Source organism: Kribbella sp. (genome assembly GCF_035655035.1).
GTDB lineage: Bacteria > Actinomycetota > Actinomycetes > Propionibacteriales > Kribbellaceae > Kribbella.
This window is the reverse complement of sequence record NZ_DASRVN010000362.1, coordinates 1-11,034: the sequence shown is the minus strand read 5'-3', so window position 1 is coordinate 11,034 and position 11,034 is coordinate 1. Positions and strand designations below refer to the sequence as shown.

Sequence of the window (11,034 nt, the reverse complement as noted above, 5' to 3'; positions counted from 1 at the left end):
GGAGGAGCAGGAAGAGCCGTCGCGGACCCAAGTGGTGCTGCTGACCGTCGGCGCGGTCGCATCCCCGTTGCTCACCGACTTGACGTCGCAGCTCCTCGGTCAGAGCTTCAGCCAAGGCGGCGTCGTGCCGTGGGTCGGCGGTTCCGTGACGCTCCTGCTCGTGGTCGCCATCGTCGTCCGGCTGCGTGCCCGGGCAAAGCGGGTTCGGCGGCGACGCCAGCTCGGTACCAGCGACCTCCACACATCAGCGGAGGAAGCGGAGCAGTGGATGGTCGCGCTCGGCTCCAACGCGGGCGGGATGGCCGCCGCCGAGTGGTTCGCGCTCAACGAGTCCCGCCTACGGCAACTGCTCGCGACCGAGAAGCCGAACAGCAACGCGATCGACGACTTCGCCCGCATCTGCGACGCGTTGGAGGCCTGGTACGTACGCCACCCCGACCCTGACGCGCTCCTGCAGCTCAGTGACCTCCTGAGCGCGGCAGCCGAAGCAGTCGGCCGCCGCAGCCTCTCGGAACTCGCAGCAGCCCGCGCGGCAACGGCGTACCGGATGCTTGGCGACCTGGACGCTGCCAACGCCCGACTGAGCGTCTCGGACAGCATCGGTGCCAACGGCCGTACTGCGTTCGCGCTGAAGATGCGGTGCCAGGTGGAGCGCGCCCTGGTGAACTTGGCCGCCGCAGACCGCGCACCGGCCGGCAACGACCGCGACGAGGCCGTACTGAACGCACGGGACCGCCTGGACGAAGCACGCCTCTACCGCCCCGGCCCGGACCTGGCTGCCGACGTAGCGATCTCCATCAACCTGGCCGTCGTACACCTCTACCAGCAGGACAGCGAGGGCGCACTGGCACACCTGCGGCCCGCACACGCCCGCGCAACGGCAGCAGGCGACGTCAGCGCTGAGGCACACACGATTGAGCTGATCGGTGTCACCGCGTGGATGCAGCGCAACCGGCACGAGGCCGTAGGCCGCTGGGAGCACGCAGCCCACCTGTACGCCGAGATCGACGAACGCGAAGGCCACGCCCGCTGCCTGCAGCACCTGGGCTCCGCGGAGGTCGCCGCCGGCAACCTGGAGGCCGCGCTCCTCCTGCTCGAGCAGAGCCAGCTCCTGCGGACGTCGGAGAGCGAGATCCTCACCAAGTACCTCGACGCGGCCCGCCGTACGTCGGACCTGCCGGTGGTCGTCGACGACCCGCCGCACCGCAAGGCCGGCACCTGGCTGAAACGTGCCTTCAGACGTTTTGTCGGCGGCTTCAAATAGGTTGGGCCGTATGGCGAAGGCGGCGACTCAGGCGAAGGGCAAATCGGCGTACGCGTGCTCGGAGTGCGGGTGGACGTCGGCGCGCTGGATCGGGCGGTGCGGTGAGTGCCAGGCCTGGGGCACGGTCGCCGAGGTTGGCGCGCCGAAGGCCGCCCGGATCACCGCCGGCCCGGTGTCCTCGCCGGCGATGCCGATCGCCAAGGTGTCCGCGATCGAGGCCGAGTCCCGCCCGACCGGGATCGGCGAGCTGGACCGGGTGCTCGGCGGCGGTGTCGTGCCCGGCGCGGTGATCCTGCTGGCGGGCGAGCCCGGCGTCGGGAAGTCCACGCTGCTGCTCGAGGTGGCGGCACAGTCCGCCCGCGGCGGTGAGCGGACGCTGTACGTGTCCGGCGAGGAGTCGGCCGCCCAGGTGCGGCTGCGGGCCGGCCGGACCGACGCCCTCGTCGACGAGCTGTACCTGGCCGCCGAGACCGACCTCGGCGCGGTGGTCGGCCAGGTCGACGCGGTCGAGCCGTCGTTCCTGGTGATCGACTCCGTGCAGACGATGGCGCACCCCGAGGTGGACGGCGCGCCGGGCGGCGTCACCCAGGTCCGCGAGGTCACCGGCGCGCTGGTCCGGCTGGCCAAGGAGCGGCACATCGCGGTCGTGCTGGTCGGCCACGTCACCAAGGACGGCGCGATCGCCGGCCCGCGGATGCTCGAGCACCTGGTCGACGTGGTGCTCGCGTTCGACGGCGACCGGCACTCCGGGTTCCGGATGGTGCGCGCGACCAAGAACCGGTTCGGCCCGTCCGACGAGGTCGGCTGCTTCGACATGGTCGACACCGGGATCGTCGAGGTCACCGACCCGACCGGGCTGTTCGTGTCCGAGCACGCCGAGCCGGTCGCCGGGACCTGCGTCACCGTCATGATGGAGGGCCGCCGCCCGCTGCTGGCCGAGGTACAGGCCCTGGTCGGTCCGTCCGCGGCGCCGCAGCCACGCCGTACGACGTCCGGCCTGGAGTCGTCGCGGGTGGCGATGGTGCTGGCCGTGCTGGGCAACCGCGCCGGGCTGAAGCTGACCGACCAGGAGGTGTACGTCGCGACCGTCGGCGGGGTGAAGATCACCGAGCCGGTCGCGGACCTGTCGGTGGCGATCGCGGTCGCGTCCTCGGTGATGGACAAGCCGATCCACCCCGGCCTGATCGCGATCGGCGAGGTCGGCCTGGCCGGTGAGGTGCGCCGGGTCGGCGGCCTGGAGAAGCGGCTCGCGGAGGCGGCCCGGCTCGGGTTCACCAAGGCGATCATCCCGGCCGACATCCCGAACCGCAGCCGCGAGGCGAAGCCGATGGACATCCAGAAGAAGTACGGCCTGCGCACCTTCGCCGCCCCCGACCTCCGCTCGGCCCTGAGCGCCGCCGGCCTGGCCTGACCGGCTTGTGTTCCCTGCCACAGGTGTGAGACAGGGGATCAACAGCAGCCGGTCCGGGAACGTACTCTGGGGGCGCCCCCAGAGCCGACGACCCGCAGGAGCACGCAGATGACCGGATCGAAAGTTGTCGCGCTCGGCCACTACCAGCCCGAGCGGGTGCTCACCAACGACGAGCTCGCCACCATGGTCGAGACCAACGACGAGTGGATCCAGAGCCGGGTCGGGATCCGCGAGCGCCGGATCGCCGCCCCCGACGAGTCCGTCGACGAGATGGCCTGGCGGGCCGCCGACAAGGCGATCGCGAACGCCGGCCTGGACGTCACCGAGATCGACTACGTGGTGGTCGCCACCTGCACCGCGATCGACCGGTCGCCGAACATCGCGGCCCGGGTGGCCGCCCGGCTCGGCCTCGGCAACCCGGCCGCCATCGACCTGAACACGGCCTGCTCCGGGTTCGCGTACGCGCTGGCGACCGCGGACCAGGCGATCCGCGCGGGCGCCGCGACCAAGGCGATCGTGATCGGCGTCGAGAAGCTCAGCGACTGGACGGACTGGACGGACCGCACCACCTGCGTGCTGATCGGCGACGGCGCCGGTGCCGCGGTCCTGGTCGCGGACGACTCCGACGACGCTGCCGGGGTCGGCCCGGTGGTCTGGGGCTCGGTACCGGAGATGTCCGACGCGGTCCGGATCGAGGGCCGCGACGGCCCGTTCCAGCAGGAGGGCCTGAGCGTCTTCCGGTGGGCCACGACGCAGCTGCCGCAGATCGCCCAGCAGGTCTGCGAGAAGGCCGGCCTGAAGCCCGAGGAGCTCGGCGGCGTCGTCCTGCACCAGGCGAACCTGCGGATCATCGAGCCGCTCGCCAAACGCCTCGGCGCGGTCAACGCGGTGGTCGCCAAGGACGTCGTGGAGTCCGGCAACACCTCGGCCGCGAGCATCCCGATCGCGCTGTCGAAGCTGGTCGAGAAGCGCGAGATCCCGTCCGGCGCGCCGGTGCTGCTGTTCGGATTCGGCGGCGGCCTGTCGTACGCCGGCCAGGTCATCCGCTGCCCCTGACGTCTCAGAGGTCCTGCTCCCGCACGCGGGGACGGCGTACTGCACGGTCCGGATGCACGAGCGGGTGCACGCGCATCCGCCGTCGTAGGACGGACCGCACCGGCCGGACCCGGCGAGGCGGCGGATATCCGCACAACTGCGTGCGCAGAACCGCATAGACTCAGGTTCCGTGGCGGCGAACACAGACAAGAACAGCACCGGCGCCCGGCTGCGGGCGACACTCGCGGCGGTGGCTCCCGGTACCGAACTGCGCGAAGGCCTGGAACGAATCCTGCGGGGCCGGACCGGCGCCCTGATCGTGCTCGGTCACGACAAGGCCGTCGACGCGATCTCCACCGGCGGCTTCGAGATCGACGTCGAGTTCACCGCGACCGGGTTGCGGGAGCTCAGCAAGATGGACGGCGCGATCGTCCTCGACCGGGACGCCACCCGGCTGATCCGGGCCGCCGTGCACCTGATGCCGGACCCGGCGATCGCGACCCAGGAGACCGGCACCCGGCACCGGACCGCCGACCGGGTCGCGCGGCAGACCGGGTTCCCGGTGATCTCGGTGTCGCAGTCGATGCACATCATCGCGCTGTACGTCGACGACCAGCGGTACGTGCTGGAGGACTCCGGCGCGATCCTGTCCCGCGCTAACCAGGCGCTCGCCACCCTGGAGCGCTACAAGCTCCGGCTGGACGAGGTCTCCGGGACGCTGTCCGCGCTGGAGATCGAGGACCTGGTCACGGTCCGGGACGTCGCCGCGGTCGCACAGCGGCTGGAGATGGTCCGCCGGATCGCCACCGAGATCGACGGGTACGTCGTGGAGCTCGGCACCGACGGCCGGCTGCTCACCCTGCAGCTCAACGAACTCGTCGCGGGCGTCGCCGGCGAACGCGAACTGGTCGTCCGCGACTACCTGCCGCCGGCCACCGGGCGGCGCGCCAAGACCGCCGACGACGTACTGCTCGAGCTCGACGCGGTCAGCGCCAGCGACCTGCTGGACATCGGCCAGGTCGCCCGCGCGCTGCAGATCGGCGGCGCCGAGCAGCTGGACGCGGCCGTCACGCCGCGCGGGTACCGGCTGCTGGCCAAGGTGCCGCGGCTGCCGGGCGCCGTGATCGACCGGCTGATCGACCACTTCGGCCACCTGCAGAAGTTGCTCGCGGCAAGCATCGACGACCTGCAGACGGTCGAGGGCGTCGGCGAGAACCGGGCCCGCACGGTCCGCGAGGGCCTCTCCCGGCTGGCCGAGTCCAGCATCCTGGAGCGGTACGTCTGACTGACGGTCACCCGACGCCTCCGGTTCGTGAAAGAACCGGAGGCGTCTTGCATTTCCCCGTGCGCGGGCTAATACTCCACATGGAACATTCCGTTGGGAGGATGATGTCCGAGCTGACCCCGTTGGCGATCTCGGTACTGGCGCTGCTGAACGAGCGGCCGATGCACGCGTACGAGATGTACCAGCTGCTGCTGAGCCGCCAGAACAACCGGATCGTCAAGGTCCGGCCCGGTTCGCTGTACCACACGGTCGAGCGGCTGGCCGGTCAGCAGTACGTCCGCGCGATCGGCACCGAGCGCGCCGGGAACCGCCCGGAACGGACGACGTACGAGATCACCCCGGACGGGAACGTCGCGCTGACCCGCCGGGTCGAGAGCGGCCTGGAGAACTTCGTCTACGAATACCCGCTGTTCCCGGTGGTACTTAGTGAGGCACACAACCTCGAGGCCGACGACGCGGTACTGCGGCTCCGCCGGCGCGTCGAGGAGCTGGACCGCTGGCTGGCCGACGTCGACGAGGCGATCGGCCTGGCGCGGGCCTCCGGCGTACCGGAGCGGTACTGGATGGCCGCGGACTACGCCCGTGGGCAGCTGCGCGCCGAGCGCACGTGGATCACCACCACCGTCGAACGCATCGAGAGCAAGGATCTGGAATGGCTATCCCGCAAGACGCAGTGAGGCCCGAGGTGCGGCCGTGGCCCGCCCTGTGGGCGCTGGTGCTCGGCTTCTTCATGATCCTGGTCGACTCGACGATCGTCTCGGTCGCGACGCCCGCGATCCTCGAGGACCTCGGTTCCGACGTCGGCACGGTGGTCTGGGTGACCAGCGCGTACCTGCTCGCGTACGCCGTACCGCTGCTGATCACCGGTCGTCTCGGCGACCGGATCGGCCCGAAGAAGCTGTACCTGACCGGGCTGGCGCTGTTCACACTGGCGTCGGTGTGGTGTGGCCTGACGAACACGATCGAGCTGCTGATCGTGGCCCGGGTGTTCCAGGGCCTCGGCGCCTCGATGATGACGCCGCAGACGATGGCCGTGATCACCCGGATCTTCCCGCCGAACCAGCGCGGCCGGGCGATGAGCCTGTGGGGCGCGACCGCCGGCGTCGCGACGCTGGTCGGCCCGATCCTCGGCGGCGTCCTGGTCGACGGGCTCGGCTGGCAGTGGATCTTCTTCATCAACGCGCCGGTCGGTGTCGTCGGCTTCTTCCTGGCACTGCGGCTGGTGCCGGACCTGCCGACCCACGCGCACAAGTTCGACCTGATCGGCGTCGTGCTCAGCGCGGCCGGGCTGTTCCTGCTGGTCTTCGGGATCCAGGAGGGGCAGAAGTACAACTGGGGCACGATCACCGGCCCGATCTCGGTGTGGGGGCTGATCATCGCCGGTGTCGTCGTACTCGCGGCCTTCGTGGTCTGGCAGTCCCGGAACAAGGGCGAGCCGCTGCTGCCGCTGGGGCTGTTCAAGGACCGGAACTTCTCGCTGGCGAACGTCGCGATCACGACGGTCGGGTTCGCGATCACCGCGATGGCGTTCCCGCTGATGCTGTACGCGCAGGCCGTCAGGGGTCTGTCGCCGACCAAGTCCGCCCTGCTGCTGGTCCCGATGGCGGTCATCTCCGGTGCGCTGGCGCCGTTCGTCGGCCGGCTGGTGGACCGGACGCCGCCGCGGTTCATCGCCGGGTTCGGGCTGGCGTGCTGCGCGGGAGCCCTGTTCTGGCTGAGCCAGGTGATCGAGCCCGACGTACCGGTCTGGCACCTGCTGCTGCCGATCGCGCTGCTCGGTGTCGCGAACGGCTTCATGTGGGCCCCACTCGGTACGACGGCCACCCGGAATCTGCCGATGCACCAGGCGGGCGCGGGCGCCGGCGTCTACAACACGACCCGGCAGGTCGGCGCGGTGCTGGGCAGTGCGAGCATCGCCGTACTGATGGAGTCGCGACTGGCGCACAACCTGCCCGCGATGCACGGTGGCGCGTCGGCGGAGGGCTTCTCGTCCGGCAAGCTGCCCGAGGTGGTGCGGCAGGGGTTCAGCGACTCGATGGCACAGTCGTTGGTGCTGCCCGCGCTGGTACTGCTGATCGGGCTCGTCGCGGCACTGCTGTTCGCGGCCCCCAGCTACCTGCAGAAGCAGCCGGCCGAAGCGGCGGCACCGGCCGAGGCCGGCTGATCAGACGACCAGGAAGGCCTGGGCGCCCGACGCGCGACCGCTGTACTCGGCCTTGACGACATAGGTTCCAGGCTTGGCCACCGGTTGCCCCGGAAGACAGCCAGGCCTGGACCGGTGTCCGTCCCAGGGCACCGTGACCGCCGACTGCTTGCCCTTGGCAACGACGAGGGTGGCGTTCTGGATCGCCTTCTCGCACTGCGTGGTGCTCCAGATCAGGTCGTTGCCGGACGTCACCGTGACGGTCAGGTTGTCGGTACTCGCCTTGCAACCGTCGCCGGTCGGCGTGAGCTGGACGACGAAGTTCAGCATCGAGCCGGAGACGATCTTCCGGTTCCCCGGCAGGGCGGTGATGTTCAGGTCCGGTCCCTTGCACGGCAGGTCCGTCGGCGGGGTCGTCTTCGTCGGCGTCGGGGTGTCTGTCGGCTTCGGGGTGTCTGTCGGCTTCGGAGTGTCTGTCGGCTTCTCGGTCGGGGTCTTGGTCGGCTTCGAGGACACGACGGCGGTCGGCGTCGTACTGGGGGCCGACGCCGGCGGCGCGGTGGTCGGATTCGGGTTCGGGTCCGAGGCGGCGGCGTTCTGGGCGTCGCCGCCCCCGCCGAACAGGTTCGAGATCAGGATGATCAGCACCACCACGGCCGCGAGCACGAGTCCCCGCCGGAACCAGTACACGCTGGCGGGCAGGTGCCCGACCGGACGGAGCAGACTGCTCATGGAGCGCACTCTAATATCGGCACTGTGCTGGACCACTCAGGCTCGCCGTTAGCTCTCCACGACCCCGTCTTGACCTGGTACGACGCCAACAAGCGGGTGCTGCCGTGGCGGGAGCCCGGCGCCGGGGCGTGGGCGGTGATGGTCAGCGAGTTCATGCTGCAGCAAACACCGGTCAATCGCGTGCTCCCGGCGTACCAGCGCTGGCTCGAGAGGTGGCCAACGCCGGCAGACCTGGCCGCAGAGGCTCCTGGTGAGGCTGTACGGGCCTGGGACCGGCTCGGGTACCCCCGGCGCGCCCTACGGCTGCACGCGGCCGCTCAGGCGATCGTGGAGCGTCACGGCGGCGCCGTACCCGACGACCACGCGGCACTGCTCGCGCTGCCCGGAGTCGGGACGTACACGGCGGCCGCGATCGCGTCGTTCGCGTTCGGCCAACGGCACGCGGTCGTCGACACCAACGTCCGCCGCGTCCTGGCCAGGTCCCTGACCGGCGTCGCCCAGCCGGCCATCTCCCCCACCGCGGCGGACCAGCGCCTCGCCGTCAGCGCCCTCCCCGCCGACGAACCCACCGCGGCCCGCTGGGCAGTCGCCTCGATGGAGCTCGGCGCTCTCGTCTGCACGGCCCGCACCCCGAACTGCGCGGACTGCCCCATCCGCCCGCACTGCGCCTGGGTCCTGGCCGGCAGCCCGCCGTACGACGGCCCACCCCGCCGAGGCCAGACCTACGAAGGCACCGACCGCCAAGCCCGCGGCCGCCTCCTCGCCGTACTCCGCGCCGCCACCACCCCCGTCCCCAAATCCACCCTCGACACCACCTGGCCACACGCCCCCCAACGCGAACGCGCCCTCGACGGCCTAGTCTCCGACGGCCTGGTAGAACCCCTCCCCAACGCCCACTACCGCCTGCCCACCTAGACAAGAAGCCGGCTCGAAGATTCGAGCCGGCTTCTTGCGGGGTTGGTGTTTCAGTTCTTCTTGCTGCCGGTGGTGGCCTGGTCGTCGTCGTCGGCCAGCAGGTCGAGCGGCATGGCCGGGCTGCCGGACAGCGTCGCCAGCATCTGGCGGACGTTGGTCAGCTGCGCGTTGATGCTGTCCCGGCGCTGGGTCGCGGCGGCGAGCTCGCGCTCGGACTCGGCGCGGATCCGCTCGGACTTGTCCTTCGCGGCGGCGACGATCTCCTGCGCCTGCCGGTTCGCGTCGGCCAGCTGCTGCTGGGCCAGGCGCTCCGCCTCGGACCGGGACCGGTCGGCCTCCCGCTGCACCTGAGCAGCGCGGTCGGTGACGGCGGCGAGCTGCTGCTCGGCCAGCGCCGTACGGGCAGCGAACTCCTGCTCGACCTTGCCCCGGCGCTCGGCCAGGGTGGTCTCGAAGGCGGCCGCGGCCTGGGCGGACTTGGCCCGCTCCTGCTCGTACAGTGCCTGCGCCTCGCTGCGCCGCGCGGTGGCGTCGCGCTCGGCCTCGTCACGCATGTCGTCGGCCTGGGTCCGGGCCTCCTCGAGGATCCGGGCGGCCTCGGCGTCGACCTCGCTCTTCCAGTCCAGCGAGTACTGCTCGGCCTCCTTGCGGACCTTCTTCGCGTGCGCCTCGGCGTCGGCGACGATCGCCTCCGCGTCGGTGCGGGCGCGGGTCACCAGGTCACGGGCCTCGTCGTCGGCCAGCGACAGGATCTTCGCGACGCGCTCACCGAACTCGGTGAACGTGGGTGCACGGTCCTTGGCATCCTCCTGGGCGGAGATGACGGCCGACTCCGCGGCGTCCGTACGGGACTGGAGCTCCTGAACGTGCCGCTGCAGCTGCTCGGACTGCTGCTGCAACGCGGTCAGGGAGGTGGTCAGCTCACGGATGTGCTGGTCCACCTGGGCAGGCTCGTAGCCACGCAGAACGGTACGGAACGGGGTTGGGCTTTCACTGCTCATGTTTTCCGATGCTCACTTCGATGGGTGGGTGGATCACACATTGTCACTGACAAGGATCTGACTGTCACGTCCTCATCCTGATTCCCCCGTGGAACCCTCACTGGAGGACATTCCACCACCTGGGCGGAACCCCGGTACAGCGAGTGCCTCGATCACACCCGAAAGCTGGGTGAGCTCCTTGGTGATCTCATCACGGCGCTGGTTCAGCGCCGCGACCCTCGCCTCGGCGTCGGCGAGGAGTTTGCGGGCCTGCGCGCGCAGGTCGTCGGAGTGCTCACGGGCCTGCGCCTCGATCTGCTGGGCCTCGGCGCGGGACTTCCGGATCAGCTCGTGCGACTGGCGCTGCGCCTCGGACAGGTCGTTGGCGGCGCGTTCCCGCAGTACCTGCGTACTCGCCTCGGCCTCGGCCTCGCGGCGGTTCGCACGCTCGATGATCTCGCGGGCGTCCTCGGCGGCGGTGGTCTTCAGCCGGTCCGCCCGGGCCTGCGCCTGGGCGGTCACCTTCGCGGCCTGCTTCTCGGCTTCCGCGAGCCTCGCCTCCGCCTTCTCGCCGGCCGAGTACAGCGTGGTCTCGGCGAGCTGCGTGAGCTCCGCGTTCTCCTTGGCGATGGTCTCCTGGGTCTGCTTCAGCCGGCTGGTCGAACGGCCGACCACGCGGCGCAGGTGCGCGCGCTTCTGCTTCAGCAGCTCGGCCGCGTCGGCAGCGGCCTGCTCGCGGATCGACTGCGCCTCGGCCTCCGCGGCGGCGATCAGTCCGTCGACGGTCTGCTTGCTCCACAGGGTCTGCTTCTCGGCCTCGGCGAGCGCCGCCTCGGCGGTCTGGTTCGCCTCGTCGAGGATCCGCTGCGCCTCGGCGGACGCGGCCCGGCGGTCCGCCTCGATCGAGTCGACCACCAGCTTGGCCTGGGCGCGGGCGTCGGCCATCAGCCGCTCGTTGCCGGCCTCGGTCTCGGCCTTGCGTTCGGCGATCTCGGCGACCGCCTCGGCGCGGAGCTTGTCGATCTCCAGCTTGATCGCGGCCAGCTTGGCGCGTTCGGTCTCCTCGAGCTCGGCGGTACGGCGTTCCAGCTCGGTACGGTTCTCGCCGCGCAGCCGTTCGATCTCGGCGTGTGCCTCGGCGATCTCGACGCGGGACTTCTCCCGGGCGGTCTCGACCTCGCGCTCGACCGCGGCCCGCAGCTCGCTCGCCTCGGACTCGGCGCGGGCGATCAGATCAGCTTCGTTGCGTACGGCGGCTTGCGACACCAG

9 protein-coding genes and 1 pseudogene are annotated in these 11,034 nt (G+C 70.8%); 7 read left to right on the top strand and 3 right to left on the bottom strand.

The window, feature by feature from the left end:
• The 6 genes from VFF46_RS20090 to VFF46_RS20065 form a co-directional block, all read left to right on the top strand.
• Nucleotides 1-1,264: hypothetical protein (locus VFF46_RS20090; RefSeq protein ID WP_325038697.1), on the top strand; the 1,264-nt coding region annotated here is incomplete at its 5' end.
• Between the two features lie 10 nt (nucleotides 1,265-1,274).
• On the top strand, nucleotides 1,275-2,675 hold the full coding sequence (gene radA, locus VFF46_RS20085) for a DNA repair protein RadA (protein WP_325038696.1): 1,401 nt from the start codon (nucleotides 1,275-1,277) through the stop codon (nucleotides 2,673-2,675).
• 108 nt (nucleotides 2,676-2,783) lie between these two features.
• A complete protein-coding gene (locus tag VFF46_RS20080; protein ID WP_325038695.1) occupies nucleotides 2,784-3,731 on the top strand; it encodes a beta-ketoacyl-ACP synthase III in 948 nt (315 codons plus the stop codon).
• Between the two features lie 169 nt (nucleotides 3,732-3,900).
• On the top strand, nucleotides 3,901-4,995 hold the full coding sequence (disA, locus tag VFF46_RS20075; RefSeq protein ID WP_325038694.1) for a DNA integrity scanning diadenylate cyclase DisA: 1,095 nt from the start codon (nucleotides 3,901-3,903) through the stop codon (nucleotides 4,993-4,995).
• 104 nt (nucleotides 4,996-5,099) lie between these two features.
• The gene (locus VFF46_RS20070) at nucleotides 5,100-5,672 is read left to right on the top strand and encodes a PadR family transcriptional regulator (RefSeq protein ID WP_325038693.1); all 573 of its coding nucleotides are present in this window, start codon (nucleotides 5,100-5,102) and stop codon (nucleotides 5,670-5,672) included.
• The gene (locus VFF46_RS20065; protein WP_325038692.1) at nucleotides 5,648-7,159 is read left to right on the top strand and encodes a DHA2 family efflux MFS transporter permease subunit; all 1,512 of its coding nucleotides are present in this window, start codon (nucleotides 5,648-5,650) and stop codon (nucleotides 7,157-7,159) included. Before VFF46_RS20070 ends, VFF46_RS20065 begins: the two co-directional genes overlap by 25 nt.
• Here the strand turns inward: VFF46_RS20065 and VFF46_RS20060 are convergent, their stop codons facing one another.
• Nucleotides 7,160-7,870, bottom strand: a complete 711-nt coding sequence (locus VFF46_RS20060) for a hypothetical protein (protein ID WP_325038691.1) — start codon at nucleotides 7,868-7,870, stop codon at nucleotides 7,160-7,162.
• Between the two features lie 69 nt (nucleotides 7,871-7,939).
• Here VFF46_RS20060 and VFF46_RS20055 point away from each other — a divergent pair, with 69 nt between their 5' ends.
• On the top strand, nucleotides 7,940-8,785 hold the full coding sequence (locus VFF46_RS20055; RefSeq protein WP_325038690.1) for an A/G-specific adenine glycosylase: 846 nt from the start codon (nucleotides 7,940-7,942) through the stop codon (nucleotides 8,783-8,785).
• A gap of 50 nt (nucleotides 8,786-8,835) precedes the next feature.
• On the opposite strand, the gene VFF46_RS20050 is transcribed toward VFF46_RS20055, so the two are convergent.
• Both VFF46_RS20050 and VFF46_RS20045 read right to left on the bottom strand, forming a co-directional pair.
• Nucleotides 8,836-9,786, bottom strand: a complete 951-nt coding sequence (locus tag VFF46_RS20050; protein WP_325038689.1) for a DivIVA domain-containing protein — start codon at nucleotides 9,784-9,786, stop codon at nucleotides 8,836-8,838.
• A gap of 72 nt (nucleotides 9,787-9,858) precedes the next feature.
• Nucleotides 9,859-11,034, bottom strand: a pseudogene (locus VFF46_RS20045) (kinetoplast-associated-like protein); the annotation flags it as partial.

What these genes read in the sequence shown, in the direction of transcription:
- radA (WP_325038696.1), top strand. Translation starts at nt 1,275, where the DNA reads ATGGCGAAGGCGGCGACTCAGGCGAAGGGCAAATCGGCGTACGCGTGC.
- VFF46_RS20080 (WP_325038695.1), top strand. Translation starts at nt 2,784, where the DNA reads ATGACCGGATCGAAAGTTGTCGCGCTCGGCCACTACCAGCCCGAGCGG.
- VFF46_RS20070 (WP_325038693.1), top strand. Translation starts at nt 5,100, where the DNA reads ATGTCCGAGCTGACCCCGTTGGCGATCTCGGTACTGGCGCTGCTGAAC.
- VFF46_RS20065 (WP_325038692.1), top strand. Translation starts at nt 5,648, where the DNA reads ATGGCTATCCCGCAAGACGCAGTGAGGCCCGAGGTGCGGCCGTGGCCC.
- VFF46_RS20060 (WP_325038691.1), bottom strand. Translation starts at nt 7,870, where the DNA reads ATGAGCAGTCTGCTCCGTCCGGTCGGGCACCTGCCCGCCAGCGTGTAC.
- VFF46_RS20050 (WP_325038689.1), bottom strand. Translation starts at nt 9,786, where the DNA reads ATGAGCAGTGAAAGCCCAACCCCGTTCCGTACCGTTCTGCGTGGCTAC.